Origin of the sequence: Kosakonia sp. MUSA4 (assembly GCF_013085925.1) — a bacterium.
GTDB lineage: Bacteria > Pseudomonadota > Gammaproteobacteria > Enterobacterales > Enterobacteriaceae > Kosakonia > Kosakonia sacchari_B.
The window spans coordinates 2,256,875-2,282,761 of the sequence record NZ_CP025697.1 but is presented as its reverse complement, the minus strand read 5'-3'; the positions used below and the strand labels follow the sequence as shown (position 1 = coordinate 2,282,761).

The 25,887-nt window shown below is 54.9% G+C and carries 26 protein-coding genes and 2 pseudogenes; 18 read left to right on the top strand and 10 right to left on the bottom strand.

The window, feature by feature from the left end; genetic code table 11:
• The 7 genes from C0557_RS10925 to osmV all read left to right on the top strand — a co-directional run bounded on the left by C0557_RS10925 (window position 1) and on the right by osmV (window position 5,898).
• Window positions 1-618, top strand: a complete 618-nt coding sequence (locus C0557_RS10925) for a DMSO/selenate family reductase complex B subunit (RefSeq protein WP_043953652.1) — start codon at window positions 1-3, stop codon at window positions 616-618.
• 1 nt (window position 619) lies between these two features.
• Window positions 620-1,477 (top strand): dimethyl sulfoxide reductase anchor subunit family protein, encoded by an 858-nt coding sequence (locus tag C0557_RS10920; protein WP_074779163.1) that lies wholly within the window; start codon window positions 620-622, stop codon window positions 1,475-1,477.
• Between the two features lie 85 nt (window positions 1,478-1,562).
• Window positions 1,563-2,174, top strand: a complete 612-nt coding sequence (gene dmsD, locus C0557_RS10915) for a Tat proofreading chaperone DmsD (protein WP_208658446.1) — start codon at window positions 1,563-1,565, stop codon at window positions 2,172-2,174.
• Between the two features lie 285 nt (window positions 2,175-2,459).
• Window positions 2,460-3,170 (top strand): ABC transporter permease, encoded by a 711-nt coding sequence (osmY, locus tag C0557_RS10910; protein ID WP_208658445.1) that lies wholly within the window; start codon window positions 2,460-2,462, stop codon window positions 3,168-3,170.
• A 20-nt stretch (window positions 3,171-3,190) separates the two neighbouring features.
• Window positions 3,191-4,093, top strand: a complete 903-nt coding sequence (osmX, locus tag C0557_RS10905) for a glycine betaine ABC transporter substrate-binding protein (protein WP_208658444.1) — start codon at window positions 3,191-3,193, stop codon at window positions 4,091-4,093.
• Between the two features lie 9 nt (window positions 4,094-4,102).
• Window positions 4,103-4,750 (top strand): ABC transporter permease, encoded by a 648-nt coding sequence (gene osmW, locus C0557_RS10900; protein WP_208658443.1) that lies wholly within the window; start codon window positions 4,103-4,105, stop codon window positions 4,748-4,750.
• On the top strand, window positions 4,750-5,898 hold the full coding sequence (osmV, locus tag C0557_RS10895) for a betaine/proline/choline family ABC transporter ATP-binding protein (RefSeq protein ID WP_208658442.1): 1,149 nt from the start codon (window positions 4,750-4,752) through the stop codon (window positions 5,896-5,898). The genes osmW and osmV overlap by 1 nt, the downstream gene beginning before the upstream one ends.
• Window positions 5,899-5,926: 28 nt before the next feature.
• Here osmV and bioD read toward each other — a convergent pair whose 3' ends face one another.
• From bioD to C0557_RS10880, 3 genes are all read right to left on the bottom strand, one after another.
• A complete protein-coding gene (gene bioD, locus C0557_RS10890) occupies window positions 5,927-6,622 on the bottom strand; it encodes a dethiobiotin synthase (RefSeq protein WP_064566691.1) in 696 nt (231 codons plus the stop codon).
• Between the two features lie 125 nt (window positions 6,623-6,747).
• Window positions 6,748-7,968 (bottom strand): sugar metabolism global transcriptional regulator Mlc, encoded by a 1,221-nt coding sequence (mlc, locus tag C0557_RS10885; RefSeq protein WP_074779173.1) that lies wholly within the window; start codon window positions 7,966-7,968, stop codon window positions 6,748-6,750.
• Window positions 7,969-8,097: 129 nt separating this feature from the next.
• Window positions 8,098-8,994, bottom strand: coding sequence for a LysR family transcriptional regulator (locus C0557_RS10880; RefSeq protein ID WP_074779175.1), 897 nt, complete (start codon window positions 8,992-8,994; stop codon window positions 8,098-8,100).
• A 119-nt stretch (window positions 8,995-9,113) separates the two neighbouring features.
• Between C0557_RS10880 and C0557_RS10875 the strand changes: the two genes are divergently transcribed.
• Window positions 9,114-10,364, top strand: coding sequence for an MFS transporter (locus C0557_RS10875; RefSeq protein WP_208658441.1), 1,251 nt, complete (start codon window positions 9,114-9,116; stop codon window positions 10,362-10,364).
• A 63-nt stretch (window positions 10,365-10,427) separates the two neighbouring features.
• On the opposite strand, the gene C0557_RS27280 is transcribed toward C0557_RS10875, so the two are convergent.
• The gene (locus C0557_RS27280; RefSeq protein WP_227135680.1) at window positions 10,428-10,529 is read right to left on the bottom strand and encodes a KPN_01571 family protein; all 102 of its coding nucleotides are present in this window, start codon (window positions 10,527-10,529) and stop codon (window positions 10,428-10,430) included.
• A 123-nt stretch (window positions 10,530-10,652) separates the two neighbouring features.
• On the opposite strand from C0557_RS27280, the gene C0557_RS10870 reads away from it, so the two are divergent.
• The 3 genes from C0557_RS10870 to C0557_RS10860 all read left to right on the top strand — a co-directional run bounded on the left by C0557_RS10870 (window position 10,653) and on the right by C0557_RS10860 (window position 13,734).
• Window positions 10,653-12,137 carry a carboxypeptidase M32 gene (locus C0557_RS10870; protein ID WP_208658440.1) on the top strand — a complete coding sequence of 495 codons (1,485 nt, stop codon included), beginning with the start codon at window positions 10,653-10,655 and terminating at the stop codon, window positions 12,135-12,137.
• Between the two features lie 164 nt (window positions 12,138-12,301).
• Window positions 12,302-12,634, top strand: a complete 333-nt coding sequence (asr, locus tag C0557_RS10865; protein ID WP_043953664.1) for an acid resistance repetitive basic protein Asr — start codon at window positions 12,302-12,304, stop codon at window positions 12,632-12,634.
• 272 nt (window positions 12,635-12,906) lie between these two features.
• Window positions 12,907-13,734, top strand: a complete 828-nt coding sequence (locus C0557_RS10860) for a serine protease (RefSeq protein ID WP_064566707.1) — start codon at window positions 12,907-12,909, stop codon at window positions 13,732-13,734.
• Window position 13,735: 1 nt separating this feature from the next.
• On the opposite strand, the gene C0557_RS10855 is transcribed toward C0557_RS10860, so the two are convergent.
• The 3 genes from C0557_RS10855 to mdtJ all read right to left on the bottom strand — a co-directional run bounded on the left by C0557_RS10855 (window position 13,736) and on the right by mdtJ (window position 16,674).
• Complete coding sequence (locus C0557_RS10855) at window positions 13,736-15,898, bottom strand: bifunctional diguanylate cyclase/phosphodiesterase (protein ID WP_208658439.1); 2,163 nt, start codon at window positions 15,896-15,898, stop codon at window positions 13,736-13,738.
• A gap of 106 nt (window positions 15,899-16,004) precedes the next feature.
• The gene (gene mdtI / locus C0557_RS10850; protein ID WP_208658438.1) at window positions 16,005-16,334 is read right to left on the bottom strand and encodes a multidrug/spermidine efflux SMR transporter subunit MdtI; all 330 of its coding nucleotides are present in this window, start codon (window positions 16,332-16,334) and stop codon (window positions 16,005-16,007) included.
• On the bottom strand, window positions 16,321-16,674 hold the full coding sequence (mdtJ, locus tag C0557_RS10845) for a multidrug/spermidine efflux SMR transporter subunit MdtJ (protein WP_208658437.1): 354 nt from the start codon (window positions 16,672-16,674) through the stop codon (window positions 16,321-16,323). The genes mdtI and mdtJ overlap by 14 nt, the downstream gene beginning before the upstream one ends.
• 441 nt (window positions 16,675-17,115) lie before the next feature.
• Here mdtJ and C0557_RS10840 point away from each other — a divergent pair, with 441 nt between their 5' ends.
• A complete protein-coding gene (locus C0557_RS10840) occupies window positions 17,116-18,534 on the top strand; it encodes a trehalose-6-phosphate synthase (RefSeq protein ID WP_208658436.1) in 1,419 nt (472 codons plus the stop codon).
• Here C0557_RS10840 and C0557_RS10835 read toward each other — a convergent pair.
• Window positions 18,528-19,610 (bottom strand): AI-2E family transporter, encoded by a 1,083-nt coding sequence (locus tag C0557_RS10835; RefSeq protein ID WP_208658435.1) that lies wholly within the window; start codon window positions 19,608-19,610, stop codon window positions 18,528-18,530. The two genes, C0557_RS10840 and C0557_RS10835, sit on opposite strands and share 7 nt — an antisense overlap.
• Window positions 19,611-20,006: 396 nt before the next feature.
• Between C0557_RS10835 and C0557_RS10830 the strand changes: the two genes are divergently transcribed.
• A complete protein-coding gene (locus C0557_RS10830; protein ID WP_208658434.1) occupies window positions 20,007-20,441 on the top strand; it encodes a hypothetical protein in 435 nt (144 codons plus the stop codon).
• A gap of 197 nt (window positions 20,442-20,638) precedes the next feature.
• Here the strand turns inward: C0557_RS10830 and C0557_RS10825 are convergent.
• Window positions 20,639-20,826: pseudogene (locus C0557_RS10825) on the bottom strand (DDE-type integrase/transposase/recombinase); the annotation flags it as partial.
• Window positions 20,827-21,090: 264 nt separating this feature from the next.
• Entirely contained in the window at window positions 21,091-22,140 is a 1,050-nt protein-coding gene (locus tag C0557_RS10820) for an alpha/beta hydrolase (RefSeq protein WP_208658433.1), read from the bottom strand.
• A gap of 252 nt (window positions 22,141-22,392) precedes the next feature.
• Here C0557_RS10820 and C0557_RS10815 point away from each other — a divergent pair, with 252 nt between their 5' ends.
• The 5 genes and pseudogenes from C0557_RS10815 (at window position 22,393) to C0557_RS10800 (ending at window position 25,881) form a co-directional block, all read left to right on the top strand.
• Window positions 22,393-23,559 carry an aldo/keto reductase gene (locus tag C0557_RS10815; RefSeq protein WP_208658432.1) on the top strand — a complete coding sequence of 389 codons (1,167 nt, stop codon included), beginning with the start codon at window positions 22,393-22,395 and terminating at the stop codon, window positions 23,557-23,559.
• 14 nt (window positions 23,560-23,573) lie between these two features.
• On the top strand, window positions 23,574-24,257 hold the full coding sequence (locus C0557_RS10810; protein ID WP_208658431.1) for a heavy metal response regulator transcription factor: 684 nt from the start codon (window positions 23,574-23,576) through the stop codon (window positions 24,255-24,257).
• Window positions 24,258-24,339: 82 nt separating this feature from the next.
• Window positions 24,340-24,597: pseudogene (locus C0557_RS27420) on the top strand (ATP-binding protein); the annotation flags it as partial.
• Between the two features lie 65 nt (window positions 24,598-24,662).
• The gene (locus C0557_RS10805; RefSeq protein ID WP_208658430.1) at window positions 24,663-25,142 is read left to right on the top strand and encodes a cupin domain-containing protein; all 480 of its coding nucleotides are present in this window, start codon (window positions 24,663-24,665) and stop codon (window positions 25,140-25,142) included.
• On the top strand, window positions 25,120-25,881 hold the full coding sequence (locus C0557_RS10800; protein WP_208658429.1) for a carboxymuconolactone decarboxylase family protein: 762 nt from the start codon (window positions 25,120-25,122) through the stop codon (window positions 25,879-25,881). Before C0557_RS10805 ends, C0557_RS10800 begins: the two co-directional genes overlap by 23 nt.
• Window positions 25,882-25,887 lie beyond the last annotated feature (6 nt).

Here is a 25,887-nt window from a genome sequence, read left to right as displayed (position 1 = left end):
ATGACAACTCAGTATGGATTTTTTATTGACTCCAGCCGTTGCACCGGTTGCAAAACCTGCGAGCTGGCCTGTAAAGATTACAAAGACTTAACCCCGGATGTCAGCTTTCGCCGCGTGTATGAATACGCTGGCGGCAACTGGCAGGAAGATAACGGTATCTGGCATCAGAACGTCTTTGCTTACTACCTTTCTATCTCCTGCAACCATTGTGAAGATCCGGCCTGTACCAAAGTGTGCCCAAGCGGCGCGATGCATAAGCGTGAAGATGGTTTTGTGGTGGTGGACGAAGATGTCTGCATCGGCTGCCGCTACTGCCATATGGCCTGCCCCTACGGCGCGCCGCAATACAATGCCGCGAAGGGACACATGACCAAGTGCGACGGCTGCCACGATCGTGTTGCAGAGGGGAAAAAACCCATCTGCGTCGAATCCTGCCCGCTGCGCGCGTTGGATTTCGGCCCAATCGAGGAACTGCGCAAGCAGCACGGTTCGCTCGCCGCGGTCGCGCCATTCCCGGCAGCGCACTTTACCCGGCCGAATATCGTGATCAAACCTAACGCCAATAGCCGCCCGACGGGTGATACCACCGGCTATCTGGCCAATCCGCAGGAGGTATGAGATGGGAAACGGATGGCATGAATGGCCGCTGGTACTGTTTACGGTACTGGGTCAGTGTGTGGCTGGCGGCCTGATTGTAAGCGGTATCGTCTGGATGAACGCCAACGACGATCGCATCGGACAAGTGCGCATTGTACGCAGCCAGGTTCTCCTGTGGGTGCTGATGGGCATTGGTTTTATCGCCTCCATGATGCACCTGGGCTCGCCTCTGCGCGCCTTTAACTCGCTGAACCGCGTCGGTGCATCGGCGCTCAGTAATGAAATCGCTGCCGGTTCTCTCTTCTTCGCCGTCGGTGGTTTCTGGTGGCTGGTAAGCTGGCTGGGGAAAATGCCCGCCAGCTTAAGCCGCATCTGGCTGGCGATCAGCATGTTGCTTGGCGTGCTGTTTGTCTGGGCCATGACGCGGGTCTACCAAATCGACACCGTGCCAACCTGGCATAACGGCTACACCACGGCGGCATTTTTCCTGACTATGCTGGTGGGCGGCCCGCTGCTGGCCGCGCTGCTGCTGCGTCTGGCGGGTATCCGTTTTCGCGCCTCGCGCTTCGCCGCGTTAAGCGTTGCGGCGTTTATTGCCAGCATTGCCGTCGTGATGCTGCAAAGCCAGCAACTGGGTGAGATCCACAGTTCCGTCCAGCAGGCGGTCGCGCTGGTACCGGATTACGCTATGCTGCAAGTGGTGCGGCTACTGCTGGTTGCGCTCGGTCTGGGCTGCTGGATCTGCCCGCTGGTGATGCGTAAACAGCCGCAGGCGCTTAGTCTGCTGCTTGGCATCGTGCTGGTCGCCGCCGGGGAAGTGATCGGGCGCGGCCTTTTCTATGGGCTGCATATGACCGTAGGCGTCGCCGTTGCCGGTTGATGATGTTCGCACCCGGCCTGCGTGTGCCGCATGATGCGCAGGCCGGATAAACACCGCGCCATCCGGCCATTTTTCAGGATCAAACATGACTGACCTAACCGCTGAAAATTTTATCGTGACCGCCCGCGTGCTGGGCGCGCTGTTTTACTACCCGCCGCAGAGCGAGCAGTGCCAGCCGCTGATTGCCGCGTTCACGCGGGGCGACTGGGCAGAACAGTGGCCGCTCCCGCAAAGCGACCTTACTCCGCTGGTGGCTGAGTTCGCCGCTCCGTGTGACGAACCGCTGTTTGAAGCCTGGCAGCGCCTGTTTATTGGCCCGTGGGCGCTGCCCGCGCCGCCGTGGGGTTCCGTATGGCTGGATAAAGAATCTGTGCTGTTTGGCGATTCCACGCTGGCGCTGCGCCAGTGGATGCGGGAAAACAATATCGCCTTCGACAGCCAGCAAAATGAGCCGGAGGATCACTTTGGCGCACTGCTATTACTGGCGGCATGGCTGGCTGAAGAAGGAAATACCTCCGCCTGCGATCGGCTACTGGCCTGGCATCTGCTGCCGTGGGCCGGGCGTTTTTTGACGGTGTTTACCGACGAAGCGCAGCATCCGTTCTGGCGCGCTGCCGGAAAACTGGCGCAATTGACGCTCGCGCAGTGGCAATCTCGCTTACTGATCCCGGTCGCGCAAAAACCGCTGTTTCGTTAATCCTTTCCCGGTGTAACCGCCGGGATTTTCACACTTCCCTTTAACCCGCATGTGACAATGTCACTTTGATACTGCGTTTTTAAGACAATTCATTACTTACGGTTCGCAACCGTGACCTCATCAGGTCTGGCGTCACGCCTCCTCGCCAGCCGGGCGGAAAGGAAATGCGCCCTTCACTGGAATCCTTCCCTGGTGCTTGCTATAGGTCAGTTCACCCTGCCGAACATGGCATAACAACACGCAACGCCCGTTGCCATAACGCATGCAATCAGGGAGATACATGCCATGCAATTATCCGTACTTAACCGCACCCTGCTGTTTATCGTCGGGATCGCCATTGTTCTGACCCTGCTGACCTGGGGAATTGGTCTGGACACCCTCAAAGCCCGCCAGGTCGATCTGCTTTATCTCGGGCAGCAGCACCTGATTCTGGTGTTCAGCTCAATGTTCTTCGCCCTGCTGGTCGGTATTCCGAGCGGTATCGCGCTCAGCCGTCCGGCCGCGCGCGGCGTGGCGGAACACGTGATGCAAATCTTTAATGTCGGTAATACGCTGCCGCCGCTCGCCGTTCTGGCGCTGGCAATGGTGGTGATCGGCATTGGCGATACGCCTGCGATCATTGCGCTGTTCCTCGCGTCGCTGCTGCCGATTGTGCGTAACACCTACGCCGGTCTGTGCTCGGTGCCCGCGTCGTTAATTGAAGCGGCGAACGGCATCGGTATGACCAAATGGCAGCGCCTGCGCCAGGTGGAGATCCCCACTGCCATGCCGGTGATCCTCTCCGGGGTGCGTATTGCCACCGCCATCAATGTTGGGACGGCTCCGCTGGCATTTCTGATTGGCGCCAACAGCTACGGCGAGCTGATCTTTCCGGGAATCTACCTGAACGACTTTCCCACGCTGATTTTAGGCGCGGCGGCCACCGCGCTGTTCGCCCTGATCCTCGACACCCTGCTGGCGGCGCTGGGCCGCTTCCTTAGCCCGCACACGGCCTGATAACAACAAGAGGGAACCTGATGAAACGATTGACCCGCTTGCTCGGCGCGCTTGCCGCTGCGGCCTTATTTTCCGCCAGCGCGCACGCCGCGCCGCTGATTCTGGCGACCAAAAGTTTTACCGAGCAGCACATCTTGTCGGCGATGACCGTGCAGTATCTGCAAAAACGCGGTTTCCAGGTGCAGCCGCAGACCAATATCGCCACGGTGATCTCACGTAATGCGATGATCAACAAGCAAATCGATATGACATGGGAGTACACCGGCACCTCGCTGATTATCTTCAACCACATTAACCAGCGCATGTCGCCGCAGGAGTCTTACGAGACGGTAAAACGCCTCGACGCTAAACACGGCCTGGTGTGGCTGAAACCGGCCAACATGAATAACACCTACGCCTTTGCTATGCAGCGTAAGCGGGCGGATGCCGAACACATCACCACCCTGTCGCAGATGGTGGCGAAGATTGAACAGATCCGTAAAACCGATCCCAAACACAACTGGCTGCTGGGGCTGGATCTGGAGTTCGCCGGGCGCAGCGACGGCATGAAACCCCTGCAACAGGCTTATGCAATGGAGCTGGATCGCCCGCAAATCCGCCAGATGGATCCGGGGCTGGTCTATAACGCCATCCGCGATGGCTTTGTCGATGCCGGGCTGGTCTACACCACCGACGGGCGCGTGAAAGGCTTCGATCTCAAAGTGCTGGAAGATGACAAAGGTTTCTTCCCGAGTTATGCGGTCACGCCTGTGGTGCGTGAAGATACGCTGCAAGCCAATCCGGGGCTGGAAGAGGCGCTGAACACCCTTTCGGGGCTGTTAAATAACGACGTCATTATGACGCTTAACGCCAAAGTGGATATTGACCACCAGACACCGCAGCAAGTCGCCCACGATTTCCTGCATGAAAAAGGGTTGTTGTAAGGAGAGCCTATGGAGACGATTCATTACATGATGGACAACGCAGGCTATCTGGCAAGCCTTACCTTCCAGCATTTGTGGCTGGTACTGCTGGCCGTTGGCCTGGCGATTGTCATCGGCGTTCCGCTCGGCATTCTGATTGTGCGCCATAAGTGGCTGGCGACACCGGTTCTCGGGCTGGCAACGCTGGTGCTGACCATTCCGTCAATTGCCCTGTTCGGGTTGATGATCCCGCTGTTTTCGCTGATCGGTCAGGGGATTGGCGCCCTTCCCGCCATCACCGCCGTCTTTCTCTATTCACTGCTACCGATTGTGCGTAACACGCACACGGCGCTGAATAGCCTGCCGCCGGAGCTGCGCGAAGCCGGACGCGGCATCGGCATGACCTTCTGGCAACGCCTGCGCTGGGTCGACATTCCGATGGCGCTGCCGGTGATTTTCGGCGGTATCCGTACGGCTGTGGTAATGAATATCGGCGTGATGGCCATTGCCGCCGTCATTGGCGCAGGCGGCCTGGGATTGTTGTTGCTGAACGGAATTGGCAGCAGCGACATTCGTATGTTAATTGCCGGTGCGCTGATGATTTGCGTGCTCGCGATTGTGCTCGACTGGTTATTGCACCGCTTACAAATGGTGCTGACGCCGAAGGGGATTCGCTAATGATTAAACTGGAAAATCTGACCAAACAATTTACGCAGAAAAACAGCCAGACCGTTAAGGCTGTCGATAACGTCAATCTGAATGTACCAGAAGGTGAAATGTGCGTACTGCTCGGCCCTTCCGGCTGCGGTAAAACCACCACGCTGAAGATGATCAACCGCCTGATTGCACCGAGCAGCGGCTCGATTTTCATCAACGGCGAAGACACCAGCGCCATGGATACCGTCACCCTGCGGCGCAACATTGGCTACGTGATTCAGCAGATTGGTCTGTTTCCCAACATGACCATCGAAGAGAACATTACCGTGGTGCCGCGCATGTTGGGCTGGGACAAAGCACGCTGTAAAAGCCGTGCCGAAGAGTTAATGGAGATGGTGGCGCTGGATGCGAAAAAATTCCTTCATCGCTACCCGCGCGAAATGTCCGGCGGCCAACAGCAGCGCATTGGCGTGATCCGCGCGCTGGCGTCCGATCCGCCAGTACTGCTGATGGATGAGCCATTCGGCGCCGTCGATCCCATCAACCGTGAAGTGATCCAGAACCAGTTCCTTGAAATGCAGCGCAAGCTGAAAAAAACCGTCATGCTGGTCAGCCACGATATCGATGAAGCGCTGAAGCTTGGCGATCGTATTGCGGTGTTCCGCCAGGGACGCATAGTTCAGTGCGCCAGCCCGGATGAGCTGCTGGCCAAACCGGCCAATGAATTTGTCGGTTCATTTGTCGGCCAGGATCGCACGCTGAAGCGGCTGCTGCTGGTTTCCGCAGGCGACGTCACCGATCAACAGCCGACGATTACGGTGCGGGAATCCACTCCGGCGGTGGAAGCCTTTGCCACCATGGATGACCACGATATTCGCGCCATTACCGTCGTGGATTCGGCGGGTAAACCGCTGGGCTTTGTTAAACGTCGCGAAGCGCGAAACGCGCCGGGCAGCTGTTCCGAGTTGCTGCATCCGTTCCGCATTACCGGGAAAGCGGAGGATAACCTGCGCGTGGTGCTGTCACGGCTGTACGAAAGCAACACTAGCTGGATGCCGATTGTCGATGAGGACGGCCGTTATAACGGTGAAATTTCGCAGGACTATATTGCAGAGTATTTAAGTTCGGGCAGAACGCGCCGGGTACTGAATATTCACAGCAATGCGTAACAAAAACCCCTCAGATGAGGGGCTTGTTTCAGGCGAGGATGCGATCGGCGACTAACATGCCGGTCGCCATCTGCAAATTGATATATTGCGCCAGATCGCGCTGCTCGGCGCGCGGCAGATAAGGTAACTCGCCCACCAGCGGCGCAGGCAGTTTTTTGCTCAGCACATTGATAATTTCGGCGTAATGCGCCAGCCCCGGGTTGATACGGTTCGCCACCCAGCCAATCAGCGGCAGACCGTCGCTGGCAATCGCCTGCGCAGTCAGCAAAGCGTGGTTAATGCAGCCTTCCTGGATACCCACCACCATCACCACCGCCATCTGCTCCTGTACCACCCACTCGGAGAGCGGGCGTAAATCATTCATCAGGCTGCGCCAGCCGCCGGTTCCCTCGACCACCACGTGATCGACCTTTTCGCACAGGTTGAGCAGCCCGTTAGAAAGCAGGCTGTAATTGATGGGGCAACTGTGCGCAACGCTACTTTCCTCTTCGCTCAGAGCAATGGGGTTTATCGCCTGATAAGGTAAATCCAGCGAGGAAACGCTTTGCAGTACCAGCGCGTCTTTGTTGCGCAATCCTTCCGGCGTCTCTTTGCTTCCTTTCGCAACAGGTTTGTAACCTGCCACTGTTTTGCCGCTGGCAGCCAGCGCCTGGAGAAGCGCGCGGGATGCCACTGTCTTCCCGACAGAAGTGTCTGTACCCGTTACAAAGAAACGCTTAAGCATCTCGATTTCCACCGTTGTTCTACGAAAATATAAACCAGGAGAATAATTCAGTGGGGAAAGTCTAAGATAAGTATCATCGGCCCAGCTTGAGGTAGCGCAATTTTTGCGACAACAGTGTAAAAATGTTACCCCTGCAACAAACGGATAAGCAAAGATCCGTTATACATCGCGTCTTTTACCAGCGCGGCACCGGCCATCGTGCCCTGATTGGTGAACTGGGTACTCTCAACGGAAATATGCTTGCTGTATGCCGGTAACGCCTGCTGGCGGATGCAATCGGCAATCGCGGGAAAGAGAATGTCTGCCGCTTTGCTCAGCGGCGAGCCAATCAGTATTTTTTGCGGGTTGAACAAATTCACCATAATGGCAAGGATACGACCAATATTGGCCCCGACGCCGCTGATGATATCTTTCGCCAGCAGATCGCCCTGCTGTGCCGCCTGACATAACCACTCCACCGTTAACGGCTTCTGATGCAGCATTGAGCTCATCGACTGGCTCATACGTAACTGCGCCAGTTCCAGCACGCTTTCAACGCTGGCAATGGTTTCAAGGCAGCCGTGGTTGCCGCAATAGCAGCGCTTACCGTAAGGGTCCACCTGCGTGTGTCCAATCTCCACCAGGCTGCTGCTGCCCGCGTGCAGCAAGCGTCCGTCGGTGATCACCCCGGCGCCAACGTTGTGGTCGATCACCACCTGAATCACATCCCGCGCGCCGCGTGAAGCGCCGAATAGCGCTTCGGCCATGGTCCACGCGCTGATGTCGTGCTGCACGTATACCGGCACGCCGGTGTGCTTCTCCAGCGTTTCACCCAGCGGCATATCTTTCACTTCGGTGTAAAACGGCATGCGGTGAACGATACCATTCTCGGTATCAATGATTCCCGGCAGCGTGATGGCAATCGAGGTCAGGCGTTCCAGACGGTTCTGGTGGCGGGTAAAAAAGCTGTCGATAAGGAGAATAATGCGCTCCAGCAGCGACATATCATCGACCAGCGGCAGTTCCAGCCGGTCTTCCACCACCAGCTTGCTGCTGAGATCGCGCAGCGAGAGAAATATCTCCCCGCGGCTAATACGCAGCGAGAGATAGTGCCAGGCTTCAGTCTCTACCACCAGACCGACAGCCGGACGCCCGCGGCTGCCCGGTTCCTGGATCTCCGTCTCCTGCACCAGATGCGCTTCCAGCATTTCACGCACAATTTTGGTAATGCTCGCCGGCGCGAGCTGCGCCAGACGCGATAAATCGATGCGCGAAACCGGGCCAAGCTGATCAATCAGGCGATAAACCGCCCCTGCGTTGGTCTGCTTAATCTGATCAATATGCCCAGGCTGACTATCAGCAACCACCTCTGACTCCCTTATTTTCGCGCTTCGAAATAAACGTTCAGCTATGGTGAAGCACTTCACCAGGCGCCGTCAAATTTTTACCCCGGCTTGTGAGTTACAGCACATTTTGCAATGACTTATGTGTAAAAATCAGCCGATTGCGGCACGCAGAAGTTGCTGCTTGAAACGCGCCGCTGCTGTCCCCTGCTCATGATGTTTTGCCCACACCAGCCACATTTCTGAAACCGCATCCGCTTCAATAATCGGCACCCAGCGCATTTCATTGAGCTGCACCCGGTGAAACGACGCCGGGAGGATCGAGACGCCCAGCCCGGCCGCCACCAGGCCGATGATCGTCATCGCTTCGCCCACTTCCTGGGTTATGGTGGGGATTAACTGATAACGCCGCATCAGTCCGAGGATCTCGTCATACAGGCCAGTGCCGACGTGCGGATCGAAAAAAACAAACGGCTCCTGCGCCAGTTCCTTCAGCGACACCGCCTTGCGTGCCGCCAGCGGGTGGTCACGGTGGATCATCGCCAGCAGCGGTTCACGCAAAATCACCTCCCATGCCAGCGTTTCCGGCAGCGGTGTATTGCGCATCAGCCCCAAATCCAGCGAGCCTTCATTCAGGGGAGAAATTTGCTCGCGGGTGTTGATCTCCCGCGTCTGAATATGCACATCCGGGTAGCGCTGGCGAAACGATGAGAGCGTATCGGAAACCGCCTTAATAAACGGCGCCGAAGAGGTAAAGCCGATGCGCAATTCACCGGTTTCCCCTTGATGCAGTCGGGCGGCTCGGGCGGCGGCTTCATCGACCAGGCTTAAAATCTGCCGGCTGTCGGCAAGAAACTGTTTGCCAGCGGGCGTCAGCGCAACGCTGCGGTTGGTGCGTGCCAGAAGACGCGCGCCGACTTGCTGTTCGAGCAACTGGATCTGCTGGCTCAGCGGCGGTTGGGAGATATTGAGCCGCGCCGCTGCGTGCCCAAAATGCAGCTCCTCGGCAACGGCGATAAAGTAACGCAGATGGCGCAGTTCGATATTCATATTTTAAAAGTATTATTTGAGATTATTAATATATTAGACAGAATATTACGCCTTTCATACCCTTATGTCTGTGGTAAGCCCGTCGCCAGAATCACGGGTATGAAATGTAAGGATCTCTAGTGAGTCGTACAACAACCGTTGACACCGAACCGGCAAGTGTTGTCAACGAAATTCCTGTCGCATTGCCGGGACAATTTATTAAACGTGGTACTCCCCAATTCATGCGCGTCACGCTGGCGCTCTTCTCCGCCGGGCTGGCAACCTTTGCCCTGCTCTATTGCGTGCAGCCGATTTTGCCGGTGTTGTCCCATGAATTTGGCGTCTCTCCTGCCAGCAGCAGTATTTCGCTGTCGATTTCCACCGCCATGCTGGCGATTGGCCTGCTGTTTACCGGCCCGCTGTCGGACGCCATCGGGCGCAAAAAAGTGATGGTTACCGCCCTGCTGCTCGCTTCCTGCTGTACCCTGCTGTCAACAATGATGACAAGCTGGCACGGTATTCTGGTGATGCGCGCGCTGGTTGGCCTGTCGCTGAGCGGTGTAGCGGCAGTCGGGATGACCTATTTAAGCGAGGAGATCCATCCGAGCTTTGTCGCCTTCTCAATGGGGTTGTACATTAGCGGCAACTCGATTGGCGGCATGAGCGGCCGTCTGATTAGCGGCGTGTTTACCGACTTCTTTAACTGGCGAATTGCGGTAGCAGTAATTGGCTGCTGCGCGCTGGCATCGGCGCTGATGTTCTGGAAAATCCTGCCGGAATCGCGCCATTTTCGCCCCACTTCGCTGCGCCCAAAAACCTTGCTGATCAACCTCCATCTGCACTTGCGCGATAAAGGGCTGCCGCTGCTGTTCCTTGAAGGCTTTTTGCTGATGGGATCGTTCGTTACGCTGTTTAACTACATCGGTTACCGACTGATGCTGTCACCGTGGTCGCTGAGCCAGACGGTCGTCGGCCTGCTGTCAGTGGCCTATTTAACCGGCACCTGGAGTTCGCCACGCGCGGGGGCGATGACCAGCAAATATGGTCGCGGCCCGGTGATGATCGGCTCCTCCGCCATCATGCTGTTCGGGCTGCTGCTGACCCTCTTCTCTTCGCTGTGGCTGATTTTTCCGGGCATGCTGTTGTTCACCGCCGGTTTTTTTGCCGCGCACTCCGTCGCCAGTAGCTGGATCGGCCCGCGCGCGCGGCGCGCCAAAGGCCAGGCCTCGTCGCTCTATTTATTCAGCTACTATCTGGGTTCCAGCGTGGCCGGGACGCTGGGCGGGGTTTTCTGGCACAGCTATGGCTGGAATGGCGTCGGCGGCTTTATTGCGTTGATGCTGCTGATTGCCATTCTGGTGGGTAGCAGGCTCCACTCTCGTTTGCGTTAATGAACGACGAAAGAGAGCCTCGCGTATGCGGGGCTTTTTTTGCTCCGTATGGGTGGATGAGCGTTAAAAGAGGCTCAAAATCGAGGTTGCGCCAACCAGTTCACGCACGGCATCCAGTGCCATCAGGGCAAAAATGATCCAGACAAAAGGATTTATGGTTGTCACTCTGCTGTCTCTTCTGTGGGTGTAAAAACCTTATACTTCTATTATGGTACAAACTGGCAAAATGAAAGCCGGACTACTGTTTCAGGTAGTTAGAGAAAAAACGCTAACGAAAACCGAGGCATTATGGACAAGCAGAACTACCAGCAACTCACCCGCACTTTCCAGCGCCTGTCGCGCTTCTCCCACCTCTCCGCCATCGCCAGTTGGGACATGTTCACCATGATGCCGCCAGCCGGTAGCGCCGCACGCGGCGAAGCGCTGGCTGAACTCAGCGTACTGCGACACCAGATCCTGACGGATAAGCGTGTCGGCCAGTGGTTACAGGCGGCAAAGCAGGAGACGCTGGACGATATTGAACAGGCAAACCTGCGCGAAATGACGCGTCACTACCAGCAGGCGGCGCTGCTCCCGGAAGCGCTGGTCGAAGCACAGTCGCTGGCAGGCAGCAAATGCGAGCACGCCTGGCGCACGCAGCGTCCGGCGAATGACTGGGCAGGTTTCAGCGCCAACCTGAAGGAGGTGGTCAAGCTTACCCGCGAAGAGGCCGGCTTACGCGCGGCGGCCAAAGGCTGTTCACCATATGATGCGCTGCTCGATAAATTTGAACCGGACATGACCAGCGCCCGCCTGGATGAACTGTTTGGCGAGGTGAAAAGCTGGCTGCCGGATCTGCTGAACCGCGCGGTGGCGAAACAGGCGCAGCACACGCTGATTGCGCCGCAAGGGCCGTTCCCGCAGGCTGTGCAGCGCGAGCTGGGATTGCAGGCGATGCAGGTGCTGGGCTTCGATTTCAACGGTGGGCGTCTTGATGTCAGTGCGCATCCCTTCTGCGGCGGCGTACCGGAAGATGTGCGCATTACCACGCGCTACGACGAAAATGAACTGCTGAGTGCGCTGTTCGGCGTGGTGCATGAAACCGGTCACGCCCGTTACGAACAAAATCTGCCGCGAGCCTGGGCGGGCCAGCCGATCGCGCTGGCGCGATCCACGGCGATTCATGAATCGCAAAGTCTGTTCTTTGAAATGCAACTCGGGCGCAGCGACGCGTTCCTGCGCCGCCTGCAACCGTCGATTGTCGAGCGCTTTGGTATGCAACCGGCCTTTGAAGAGGGCAATTTCATTGCCTGGAATCAGCGGGTGAAACCGGGCTATATCCGTGTTGAGGCCGATGAAGTCAGCTATCCGGCGCACGTGATCCTGCGTTACGAAATCGAACGCGCGCTGATCGACGGCGATATTGAAGTGGAGGATATTCCGGCACTGTGGAATGAAAAAATGCAGGCCTGGCTGGGGCTTTCTACCGAAGGCAATTACCGCAATGGCTGCATGCAGGATATTCACTGGACCGACGGCGGATTCGGTTACTTCCCCTCCTACACGCTGGGCGCCATGTACGCCGCGCAGCTCTTCCATGCGGCACGCGTGGCCCTGCCAACGCTTGATGAGGCCATTGCGCAAGGTGATTTTAGCGCCCTGTTCGACTGGCTGCGGCAGAATATCTGGCAGCACGGTAGCCGCTTCAGCACTTCGCAACTCATTGAAAATGCAACAGGCGAAGCGTTGAACGCCGATTATTTCCGCCAGCATTTGATCCGCCGTTATCTCTGATGGCGTCGCGCCGGAACCCCCGTTTCGGCGCAGTACATCACGTTTGTACATTCCGTTACACGCCGATACCAATCACTCACGGAAACCTCGCATTTACAGGGATATAGTTCTTTCAACGGCCCCGCAGTGGGGTTGAATGATGAAACCAATTCGAGGATATCGGAATGAAAAAAGTATTAGCTCTGGTTGTTGCCGCTGCTATGGGTCTGTCTTCCGTTGCATTCGCTGCTGACACTGCTGCCACCACTCAGGCTCCGGCTGCTGCTCCGACTGCTACCACCGCTGCACCGGCTGCTACCGCAACTAAAGCTCCGGCTAAAAAAGTGCACAAAAAACACAAAAAAGCTGCAGAGCAGAAAGCTCAGGCTGCAAAAGTGAAAAAACATCACAAAAAAGCAGCTAAACCGGCAGTAGAACAGAAAGCACAGGCTGCTAAAAAACACAAAAAACACGTTAAACACACTGCAACTAAACCAGCTGCACAACCGGCTGCATAAGTAAACGTGTCTGATTCCGGCGTCCTTAACGGTACGCTGTGACAAGTCGGCGCTGAGCCCTTCGGGTGAAGCGCCGTTTTTCTCTGGAGGGCATATGCTGCGACGTTATCGTTTTGAACTGATTTTGTTAATGCTGATTATTTGCGCGCTTATTGCCATCCGCTTTTATCTTTATTGATGTAGTACGCTGATTTTACTCCCACTTTCCTCGCGTCCCGTCTATATTTATCTGGGCTTACGTTAATAATCATAATTACCCACCAGAGTGTGATATGCGAAAAACTGTTGTGCTGATGCTGGGATCGCTGTTTCTGTTTTCCGCTGCTGGTCATGCTGACGATGGCGAGGATGACGCGGTTAACGCCCGTGATGTAAAAACGCTTTTTTTTGGTCATGACGATCGCGTCCCGGTTCCCACGCCGACCAAAGCGCCGTGGGATGCTATCGGCCAGCTGGAAACCGCCAGCGGTAATCTGTGTACTGCCACCCTTATCTCTCCGCACCTGGCGCTGACCGCCGGACACTGCCTGCTGACGCCGCCGAACGGCAAAGCAGACAAAGCCGTCGCGCTGCGTTTTGTTTCGCAAAAAGGAACCTGGCGCTATGAAATTCACGGTATCGAAGGGCGTGTTGACGCCTCGCTCGGCCATCGTCTGAAACCCGATGGCGATGGCTGGATCGTTCCCTCTGCCGCCGCATCGTGGGATTTCGGCCTGATCGTCCTGCGTTATCCGCCGTCCGGCATTACACCGCTACCGATCTTTGTTGGCGATAAAGACGAACTGACGGCAGCGCTGAAAACGGCCAACCGGAAAGTGACGCAGGCAGGTTACCCGGAAGATCATCTGGATACGCTCTACAGCCACCAGGATTGTACGGTCACTGGCTGGGCGCAAAGTAGCGTGCTGTCGCACCAGTGCGATACCCTGCCCGGCGACAGCGGCTCACCGCTGATGCTGAAAACCGACGCCGGCTGGCAGTTGATTGCCGTACAAAGCTCGGCGCCGGCGGCAAAAGATCGCTGGCGTGCCGATAACCGCGCCATCTCGGTAACCGGTTTTCGTGACAAGCTGGAAGCGCTGGCCAAAGAGAGCGAGTAATTCAGCCCAGCCGCTGCAAACGGAGTTGCAGGATATCGTGCAGCGGCATCGGTTCACTGAAGTAATATCCCTGTAGCTGGTCGCAACCGGCCAGCGTTAACAGTTTCATCTGCTTTTCATTCTCCACCCCTTCCGCCACCACCTGCATGCCCAGCGCGCTGGCGATACGGATAGTCCCGCTCACCAGCGCCGACGCCTGCTCATCATCATCCACCAGCCCGGCCAGGGATTTATCAATTTTGATGGTGTCGAAATTAAAACGTCGCAGATAGCCAATGCTGGAGTAGCCAGTACCAAAATCATCCAGCGCTACCGCCGTGCCCAGCGCTTTTAAGTTAGCAATGGCCGAACGGGCGCGCTCGGGATTTTCCAGCACGTAGGTTTCCGTCACTTCCAGTTGCAGGCGGTGCGCCGGAAAGCGACAGGTCTCCAGCACGCTGGAGACTTTGTTTTCGAACTCCGGATCGCGAAACTGCGCTGGCGAGATATTCACCGATAATTTCAGATCCTCTAACGGCTGGAAATCGCTGCAAGCGCGGCGCAAGACAAACTGTCCCAGCGAGTAAATCAGCCCGCTGGTCTCCGCAATCGGAATAAATTCGTCCGGTTTTAACTCTCCGGCAGGACGGCGCGGCCAGCGCGCCAGTGCTTCGATCCCCACCATCATCTGGCTACGGGCATCGACAATGGGTTGATACCAGACATCAAACTCCTCGCGCTCCAGCCCGTCGCGGATATCACTTTCAATCAACAGTTGCCGCTCGCGGGCGCTGTTCAGCGCCGCGTCATAGTGCGTCAGCCTGTCTTTGCCGGTAATTTTCGAGTGGTACATTGCAATATCTGCGCGGCGAAACAACTCGGAACTGGTGCACTCCAGCAGTGTGCCGCTGGCGATGCCGATGCTGGCGCCAATATGGATGGTGCGTTTACCAATGCGCACGGGATGACTCAGGTATTGCAGAACGTTATTGGCAAACTCGGTGGCCTTTTCCACCGACCACGGCCCACTCAGGGTCATGGCAAATTCGTCGCCACCCATCCGCGCCAGCATGCCGTCAGTCGGGACTTTCTCGCGCAGGGTTTGGGCAATGGTGACAATGAGCCGGTCGCCAACATCGTGCCCGTAGATATCATTCACATCTTTAAAACCATCCAGGTCGATAAACACCACGCTTATCGTGTCCGGATCGCCCATCGCGCCCAGTTTTTCGATGTTTTCGATCAGCGCCCGGCGGTTGGGTAACCGGCTGAGCCAATCCGTCAGGGCGATTTTGCGCGCCAGCCTTTCCCCGCGCGCCAGCTTGTACAGCCCGGCGCTGCTCAGCACGATAAACAGCAGGATCAACCCGGACGCCAGCAGCACAATCTGGCGGATATTCGCCGCCGCCGCCCGCGCGGCTTCTGCGCCCGGCAGCCGCGGCGTCCAGTTCAGATAGCCGAGAGACTCGCCCGCCGAGTCGCGCAGCGGAACGCTGCTGTCGGCGGCTTTCTGCGGCGACAGGCGTAACTCTGTAATCTGGAAGGTTTTGCCAAGGTCGCTGAGGATCTGCCCATCCAGATGGCGGGTGATCACCAGATAGCGGCGAGTGCCGTCGTAAACCTCAAGACGGCCCACCATCGGGCGCACCAGCCCAATACCGATAAACGCCACACCGTCCCGGGTCTGCGTAATCCCGGCGTAGACCTCTTTCCCGGACTGGAGTTGCTGGGTATGACCGCGGATCAGCGCCCGCAATCCGCTGCCAAAAAAAGCGAGATCGCGCTCCGTGAAAAGTTGGCTGCGAAACGCGCCCCACAGCACATTGAATTGCTCATCCAGCACAAAGGTGCCGTCATACAGGTTGTTGATTTTATAACCAGCACCCCAAGTGTTGTACAACCACTGAGTATCCAGTTGCGGTCGATAAACTTCCCGCACCGCATCGTCCCAGACGCCATTATCAATCACCAACGAGCGGGTTCGGTTAACCGACGTCTGAATCGCGCCCTGCACCGACAGCGCAGTGCGGTGTTCATCAATTTCATTGGCCTTGCTGCTGATTAAATTCAACGAGAGGTAAAGCAGTGCAACAACGGAGACGATTAAGCCAATCCCCGCCATAAAGGTCATTACAAATAATGTCCTTGCGCTGGGAATATTGCGCCAGCTAAACGGATTGAACATTCACCGCCCCCTGCAGGTGGCCTGAAAAGTCGCGTTTCGTTAGTTATTGAGTAAAGCGTAATACAGACTGCAAAATTCGCTGCCCGTAAACACGGGCAGCGTCACATTATGCGAGTTTAATCAGCAGCATACCCATAATTAACATCAGCAGACCAAACCAACCTTTACGGTTCAGGCGCTGGCCGAAGAGGATCCAGCCTGCCGCCAGCGTCGCGACAATACCCAATCCGCCCCACAGCGCATAGGCCACGGAAAGATCGATCCCTTTCACCGCCTGTGACAGCGCGCTAAACGCCGCCAGCACCGCCAACAGCGATCCGCAACCATACCGTTTGCGACGAAAACCGTCAGAGAATTTCAGAAAGATATTCGCCACGATCTCCAGCCCAATAGCCATTGCCAGCCAGAGAGCGTGGATCCACTCAAACTGCGGCATGATCTCGCTCCTGACGCGGTTTACGCGTCCCGGATTTGATCAGCACAATGCCCAACACCAGCGTTGCCAGCCCGGTCACTTTTAATACCGGGAGTGGTTCATCAAAAAGAAATACGCTGAACAGGGTAATGAATAATATGCCAACGCCTTCCCACAATGCATACGCTACACCGAGGGCAATTTTTTTCACCGCAAACGACAGGAAAATATACGACAGCGTAATCATCGCCAGCATAAAAATAAACCCGGCCTGGTTATCATTGACGCTGGCCCATTTCATTGACAATGTGCCGGTTATTTCAGCAACAATGGCGAAGGCCAGTAACATCCAATAAATCATTTTTTCTCCTGCTTGAGAATAAATATCCTTGTGCGGCTTACCGCAGCGCGGAAAACCGGAAAAACAGCAATATCAGCCGGACGCAGCGCGCCAGCTCAGGCAGGAGGAGACTACAGCGCCGAGCGCCAGTATTGTTCACCCGTAAGCGGGCAGCAGGAGGAGTGACGGGAAAAAACAGAATTTAAAATGCTGAACAGAATGTCCATATTATTACAATTATCCGCGAATTGCTTCTCATCATGCGGATGAAAATTGTCCTCAGTCGTTAAACACCGCTTATTTCTATCACAGCCCAGGACTTTACTCAAAAGTTTTTCAATTCTTTACTCTGCCGCTGGATTTATATTATTTTTACAGCGCGTCGTTTTCTTTTTATACCGCCTTTATATTAGCCGGTAAATAATCCTCATCAGCCGATAATAACTCACGATGAGGAAATCTATGTCACGGTTAGTGATTGTTGCCAATCGCGCGGCCACCGCAGAGACCCGCGATCTCTTAACAGATGCTCTGCGCGGCGTAATGGATAAACACCCCGGTTTGTGGTTTGGCTGGAATGGCGCTGTCGCCAGAAACCAAAAGCAGCGCATTCAAACGCAGCAGCGGTACGACAACTTCACGCAACATAGCTGGGAGATGACGCCCAACGAATATGACAATGTTTACCACGGCTACGTGCATCGCGTTTTATGGCCGGTTTTCCATAACCGTCCCGACTTAGCCCGCTACCAGAAAGCCTGGTTTATTACCTACAAAACCTATACGCGAACGGTGGCAGAACGGGTGATGGCGGAAACCCGCCCGGACGATGTGATTTGGGTGCAGGATTATCACCTGCTGCCCGTCGGCCGCGTGATGAGAGAAACCGGCGCAACCCACCGCTGCGGCTTCTTTTTGCACCAGCCCTTCCCGCCCGGCGATGTTTTTCGCACGCTCCCCGAACACGACTGGCTACTTAACTGCTTTCTGCACTATGACCTGCTGGGTTTTCAGTCCAGCAACGATGTGAACAACTTTATTGCCTACCTGCTGCGCCACTACCGCGCGGAGCGCCTGACGGAAGAGACGCTCAAAGTCAACGGCCACATCCTGACCGTGGGTATTTTCCCCTGTGGCATTGCGACGGATGGGGCGCGTGATGGGCAAGCCGCACCACCGCAAACCGACGCTGCGCTTACGGATAACCTGCGCAGCACCCTTATCAGCCACGACGTTATTAGTGATGTAAGCGGTATCGATTATCGCCTTGATGCGCTGCGTACGTTTCTTACGCAATACCCGGCATTCCGGCGTAACGTCAGCTTAGTGCAACTGGCTGATCCCTTGCAGGAATACCCGCAGGCTACGCCGGAGCTATGCAGTAAACTGGAGCGTTTTTGCGGGGAAATCAACGGACAATACGGCGATTTTTCATGGTATCCGGTGAACTACATCCACAATAATCTCTGCTCGCGGCAGATGATTAATGCCCTCTACCGCCATGCGCAGGTGGCGCTGTTTACTCCGCTTTCTGACGGCATGCACCTGGGCGCAAAAGCGTTTATCCTCGCGCAAGACCCGGCCGATCCCGGCGTACTTATCCTTTCACAATTCACCGGCGCGGCAGAGCAATTAAGCGATGCGCTGCTGGTCAATCCTTACGATGCCAGCGCTATCAGCGAGGCATTACATTCCGCGCTGACCATGCCGCTGGCGGAACGTAAAAGGCGGCACAGCCGGCTGCTGGAAAAGGTGCTGCGTTATGACTGTCACTGGTGGGGAGACGCCTTTATCCGGGCGCTGGCAGCCACTGCGGTGGTCGCCCCGCCACGGTTTGTCTGCACCCATTACGGCATCTTTACCGCGCAGCGCCTCTATTGAGGCGGCGTTGGCGGGCTGTTTTTTGCAACGCTCGCCCGCGCTTCCGCCAGCAAATTCCACGAGGTAATAAACAGCGCGGCAATCATTGGCCCAAGGACAAAACCATTAATGCCGAAGAATTGCAGGCCGCCCAGCGTGGTCAGCAGGATCAAATAATCCGGCATGCGGGTATCTTTCCCTACCAGCAGCGGGCGCAGAAGATTGTCGGCGAGGCCAACGACGACCACGAAGTAGAGCGTCAGCACCGTTGCCGTGACAAACTCGTCGGTTGAATAGAGAAAAATCACCGCCGGGATCCAGACAATCGCCGTTCCCACCGCCGGAATTAACGACAGGAATGCCATCAGCGCCGCCCACAGCAGGCTGCCGTTGAAACCGGCAAACCAGAAACCGATGCCGCCCAGCGCGCCCTGGACGATGGCAACCACCAGCGTCCCTTTTACCGTGGCGCGCGCCACACCGGCGAATTTCAAAAACAGGCGACGCTTAATGGTCGCCGTCAGCGGCATAACCTCGTAGATCCGGCGCACCAGCGTGGCGCCATCTTTCAGCAGGAAGAACAGCAGATAGACCATCAAACAGAAGCTAACGGTAATGCCCAGCGTACCTTTGCCAATGATCACCGCGCTGCCAGCCAGGTAACGCCCGACGCTCAGCGCCACGCCGGAGAGTTTTTCCCGGATCGCATTCACCGAATCAAAATCATTGTCGCGCAGATAGCCCTTCGCCCAGTCCGGCAGATGTGCAATGCCATTACTTAATAGCTGCGGCAGATCGGTCGCGTTATCTTGCAGACGCTGGTACAGGCTGTTGATCTCCACGGCCAGTGAAGAGAGCACCATCATCATCGGGATAAATACAATCACGCAAATCAGCAGCACGGTGATCAACGAGGCGATGCCGTTACGCCCGCGCAGCCATACCGAGAGCCGCATGCGCAGCGGATAGAAAATCAGCGCCAGGATAACAGCCCAGATAATCGCGGAATAATAGGGCTGGATCAGGCCGAAAAACGCCACGCTGACCAGCAATAATAAAATAATAAAAAAGAACTGATTACTTTTAAGTGTTGACATCCGGGCCGTCCAATGGAGAAACAGCCATTAAGTGTAGTGCGTTACTCATTGATTGTAAAAACAATCCCCAGCGCTGATGGCTGCTCGCCGGTAATAATCTTTTCTTTTTTATCAACTGAACGCCGACAGAATTTTCGTACTCAACGCGTATTTAAGAATGAGACGATAAATCGATGCCATATTGCCGCTTATGATGACGCCACCGAATTGCGCCAGACAACACCAGGAATAGTACATCGGCTATCTGGCTAACTGGTGGGGAAAAATCAGTTGGTTAATATTGGCGACGCAGTAACGCATTGTCGGGCTGTTTTATCCGTTATCTGTCTATTGTCGTGATAAGCATAGAAGCGCCTTTAAATCAAAAGGTTATATTTCACAAAGAGGAGATACAGTATGACCATTGTAATGCTCATGTCTACCGATGCCGATATTGTTAACACGCAACTGAATGCCGCCTGGAACCCCATCACGAATCGCTATACGTGGGCACAGGTCAATCCCATGAATTTAAATATTATCAACGGCGCGACCATTGTGGTTATTGCCCATGGTAATGGTACGGAAATTGGCAACGCGGCTCCGGGCGTTGTCGATGTTAATGCCGAAACCTTTCTTGCGCTGGTTCAGGGAAATATGGCGAACAACGCCGCTCCGGCAAGAGTTTATATTTCCTCTTGCGGTCCGGGCATCGCAGAGTTTGCCGCGAATGTACGGATAGCGGCGCAGAATAATCAGATCTGGCACAACACACGTATTTTTGGTCATAGCGATCCGGTTTCCGGCCCGGTACCGCCCGCCAACGATATCCGCTGGACGCGGATTTTTTAAGCTATCGCCGACGCATGATGCCAGGCTGTGGTTGACACGGTCTGGCATCCCCGCCGCATAAATTTCGTGTGACTTCAGTAGCTTCATCCTTCCCTGCCACAAGCGCCTTGATCTCTTCACCAAATCTATAATGCTGTATATAAAAACAGTAAAAATAAGAAGAGTCATGATGGTCACTCTTTATACTTATAAACCCCAAAAAAATAATTAGCGGGTTTTCCTCGTGCTTCCCAGGCTATAGACAGTGCTTTACCTGTCAATGCAGAGTCCGGGAAAAACGACATCGCCAGCCAACCGGTTTACGGGAAAACAGATCAAGGACAACGGCTAAATAAGCCCAGCGTTTACCCGTCCAGATATAAGTCACATCGCCACACCACACCTGGAGCCGATGATATCACCTCTATTCAGGTGGCCAAATTTAGTGTGCACTACACTGTCACATCCGGCTCATCGCTTTCATTCCCTGCTCCAGATTAGGTCTATGAATTCCATTCATAGCGCCTATTTAAGTAGCGTAATTATCTTTAACCGCAACTTCGTTAATCTGGGTCTATCGCGTGAATAGGCAATGTGAAATGCAGCAGAAAGTAGCTACAGCTGATGGACATCCCCCAGCCTGCGAGGCTGGGGTGTCATCGGAGTCTGACTAAATATTCTTATCAAAAAAGACGTCTAACTTTTGCATTGCCTGGTCAACGTATTTAGGAACCCAATACGTCTCGATATGGGTAGCGCCATTGATCAGGAAGAGTTCTTTGTCCTTTGTACCGGAGGCTTTGGCGAACGCATCTTCAGTCATATAGAGCGTATCTGCTTTTGTACCGGCAATCATCAGCAGTGGTTTATTGATGAGATTGATATGGTCCGTCACATCAAAGCTCATCAAATCCAGCAGGCTGCTTGTGGTGTATTTAAACGTGGAATTTGGGTGTGCATGGGTTTTCCAGTAGTACTCATAGCCTTGTCGATATAAAGCAAAAGGTAATTTGGCGATCTGTTCATCTGTCAGATTTGCATCGCCGGAGTACAGAATTTCGCCTCCGGCAGCCTCCTGAGCACGTGCGTCAGAAGCCTGCTGGAGCCGCTGCTGGATAGTATCCAGCTGTGAATTCTGCAAACCATTGCGGCGCACAAGGCCTGAATTAAACATGCTGATTGTTGCAATCGATTTAAATCGTTTGTCCGTCTCGGCAGCAACAAGTGAATACCCGCCGCCTCCGCAGATACCAAGCAGACCGAGGCGGGAAGTATCAACTCCCGGGTACTGGCTAATGTAGTCAGCCATACCGTGAACATCCTCAATGCGGTTAGCGGGTTTATCCACACTGCGAGGCATGCCACCGCTGCCCCCCTGCCAGGCGGCATCTGCGGTAATAGTGATGTAACCATGCTCGGCAAGGCGCTGCGCATACAACCCGGCAACCTGCTCTTTTACGCCGCCATTAGGATGTGCGACCACCACCGCAGGGTATTTTTTGGTGGGATCGTAGTTAGCAGGGGTATAGACATTCGCTGCAATCTGGATGCCATGCAGATCGTATTTCACCGGATGAATATTGACCTTACCTTTGACGTTCTCCGTGATGGCACCGTCATAGACGAGTGTGAAGGGATTCTTTTTGTAATCAGCCGCATTGGCTGAGCTAATTCCGGCCATTGCCGTGAGTAGTATCGCACTTAAGAGATTGAATTTCATGGTGTCTTCCGTTGAGTGTCAGCCTGGCAATGCAGGCTCGTGTCATTAAATTTGCAGACTCAGGTTAGGAAGACCGGACTGTCAGCATCGTGACAAAGAAATAACTTTTTTGTCAGGAAGCGGACTGGGGAATGGGTAAATGTTTCTGACAACCTGGTCAGGTAAACGTCAGCTTTATGTTGGCAATCAATGAGCAGAATTGTCCTGGTTAAATGACATTCATGTTCAATTTTCTGAGAAAAGGAACCATCAATGAAAAGCCCAAACGACCCAACAATGCCAGAGCGACGTAAGCTATTCGTCGCCGGGGCGGGTATTGCTGCCGCCTCGCTGATTCCCCACGTATCGGCGGTAAGCCAATCCTCTCAGGTCAATTTATCCAGACAAACCAGCCAACACCCAGCAGCTCCGGGCAAGCGTAAACTCGGGAAGCTGGAAGTCTCAGCTGTCGGTCTGGGCGTTCAGAACATGAGCCGCAAATACGATACGTCTGTTCCCAGGCGCCCCGAGATGGTGAGCGTTATCCGCCGGGCCTTCGATGAAGGGGTGACATTTTTCGACGCTGCTGAAGCCTACGGCCCCTTTGAAGTAGAAAAAATTCTCGGGGAAGGCGTCGCGCCTTTCCGGGACAAAATCGTTATCGCCACTAAGTTTGGCTGGAATATCGATCAGCAGACAGGTAAGCGCCTACCGGGACTTAATAGCAGGCCGGAGCATATCAGACAGGTCGTCGAAAACATGCTCAAACGCCTGCGTACCGATCGTATCGATTTACTGTATCAACACCGGGTCGATCCCCAGATTCCGATCGAAGATGTCGCCGGAGTGGTTAAGGATTTAATGGATCAAGGGAAAGTTCTGCACTGGGGTCTGTCCGAAATGGGCATCAACACGCTGAGACGAGCCCATGCGACATTACCCGTTACTGCCGTACAAAGTGAATACTCCATGCTCTGGCGTGGCCCTGAAAAGCATGTGCTTCCGGTATGTGAAGAGCTGGGAATTGGGTTTGTGCCATGGAGCCCACTCGGCGTGCAATTTTTAACGGGCTGGATTGATGAGAATACCCGTTTTGCTCCCGGTGATTTCCGCGTGACAGAAACGCGCTTCTCACCCGACAACCTTCCACACAACTTACAGCTGGTTGAGTTACTGAAATCCTGGGCAATAAGAAAAAATGCCACACCGGGCCAGATTGCACTGGCATGGCTGCTGGCCCGTAAACCCTGGATAGTCCCAATCCCTGGCACCACAAATAAAGAACATATGCTGCAAAACACAGCGGCCACTGGCGTGGTGCTGACTGCCGCAGAGATGACCGGGCTCACCCGCTCACTGGATGCCATAACTCTCCAGGGTCAACGTCTGCCAGATGCCGTGCAGGTTTATTCAGATGTTGAAGCACCGTTGAAAAGTTAAGAGGAAGTCCGGTTATGCGTCTGTTGTTAGTCGAAGATGAAGAAAAAACGTCAACCTATCTCTGCCGCGCGCTGGGTGAGTCTGGATTTATGGTAGATGTCTCTGCAGATGGCGCTGAAGGTCTTCATTACGCGCTGGAGTTCGACTACGACGCGATAATCCTTGATGTGATGTTGCCGGGAATGGATGGCTACCGGGTACTTGAGGGTGTGCGAGCAGTCAAACAGACTCCGGTGTTGATGCTTTCTGCACGGGGATCGGTCGAGGAGCGCGTCAAAGGGCTTCGTCTTGGCGCTGATGATTATCTTCCCAAGCCCTTTTCGCTTATTGAGCTGGTGGCGCGTATTCAGGCGCTGGTGCGTCGCCGCTCTACGGATGGCGCAGACATCACCCAGTTACAAATTCACGATCTGCATCTCGACTTACTGTCTCGCTGGGTATTTCGCGCCGGAACGAGACTGGATCTAACCGCAAAAGAGTTTTTACTGTTGAGCCTTCTGGTCCGACATCAGGGTGAGATCCTTCCAAAGATGATGATTGCTGAGCAGGTATGGGACATGAATTTTGACAGCGATGCCAACGTGGTTGAAGTCGCCATTAAACGTCTGCGAGCCAAAGTTGATGCCCCGTTCGACATCAAGTTACTTCATACCGTTCGTGGCATGGGGTACGTCCTCGAAGTCCGGGCTAATAAATGAAGGGGATAAGCATGCTTAAGCGTTCCATCTCAGTCCATCTGGCGCTGATGTTTGCCCTATCCGCACTGCTGATTGTTTCCATAATCGGCTTTTTGAGCGCTTCAATCGCATCGACACCTCCAGAGCCAGGAGTGATACCCATCACGGACTGGGTTTATCCATCGTACGTGCCGTCGCCATCATGCACAGGGGAAATGTCCTTGCGCGCAGTGAAGGTAGCATCAATACATTTGGCCTCACCTTTGCGATGCAACCAAATAAAGTGGTCAGCAATACTCGCTCAGAGAGTGAGCCTGCCCCTGGGTTAACTGACAGAAGTGTCAGTGGATCGTCAGCCTGACGACATTTCCCCCCCATTAAAATCATCGCAGGTTCCCTCCTTCATCCTTGATAAGGACGTTTCGCATGATCAGACATTTGCATTACATCGGGATGTTACTACCTCTATTTACGTTTTCATCATGGGCTGCGGAGCAAGATGCCTCTGTCCATATCATCCCCGCAGGAAGCCAGACCACGGTGTATGGGTCAGCTGAGAACTTTACCGGTCGCGTCCGGGTTGATCCTCTCTTCAAACCTGATAACGACATCAGTGTTTCCGGGGCTTATGTCACCTTTGAACCTGGTGCTCGGTCCGCCTGGCATACGCATCCGGCAGGTCAGCGGCTTATTGTGATCTCTGGTGTCGGGCTCACCCAACAAGAAGGCCAGCCGGTGCAGGTGATCCGCGCTGGCGACGTGGTCTCTTGCCCGGCAGGCGTCAAACACTGGCACGGGGCTACGCCTGGCAGTGCAATGACGCACCTGGCGATAACCGGGGTTGTGGATGGCAAAAGCGTTAACTGGCAGGAGTTGGTGACAGATGAACAATACCACGCCCATTAAGGCACTAACGGCAGCAGTACTGCTGGCCATTGGTTTTGGTCTCACGGCAAATGCTGCGCCCATCAATAAAGGAGCTTCCGAAATGAACCACGAACAAACGGTTTCAGATACGCTTTCAGCCCGCCAGCAGGCCATCCCGTTGATTGCGGCATCAATGGCCAGCAGCCAGATGGATAAGCTGAATGCTGCCCTTAATCAGGGGCTTGACGCAGGGCTCACGATAAACGAAACCAAAGAAATTCTCGTCCAGCTCTATGCCTACACGGGCTTCCCTCGTAGCCTGAATGGGCTTAGCGAACTGATGAAGGTCGTCGAAGTACGTAAACAACGCGGCATCAAAGACGTTGAGGGTAAAGAACCGGTTGCCCCGATCCCTGTCGGGGATGAACTTCGCCGTGTCGGTACCGCAAACCAGACGAAAATCTCAGGCGCTCCCGTCCAGGGCCCGCTGTTTGATTTTGCCCCGCTCATTAACCAGTTCCTGCAAACGCATCTTTTCGGCGACATTTTCGCCCGCGATAACCTCGACTGGCAAAGCCGGGAGCTGGCAACGGTTGGTGCATTAGCGGCCACACCAGGTGTTGAAGCCCAGCTGTTATCGCATACACGAGCAAGCATGCGGGTCGGCCTGACGGCAGCGCAGTTGCGCCAGCTGGTACAGGTTCTGCGTGAACATGGCGAAAATGACGCGGCTACGCGAGCTGAAAAGGCACTGCAACAGGCCCTCGCAAATAATTAGGAGTTA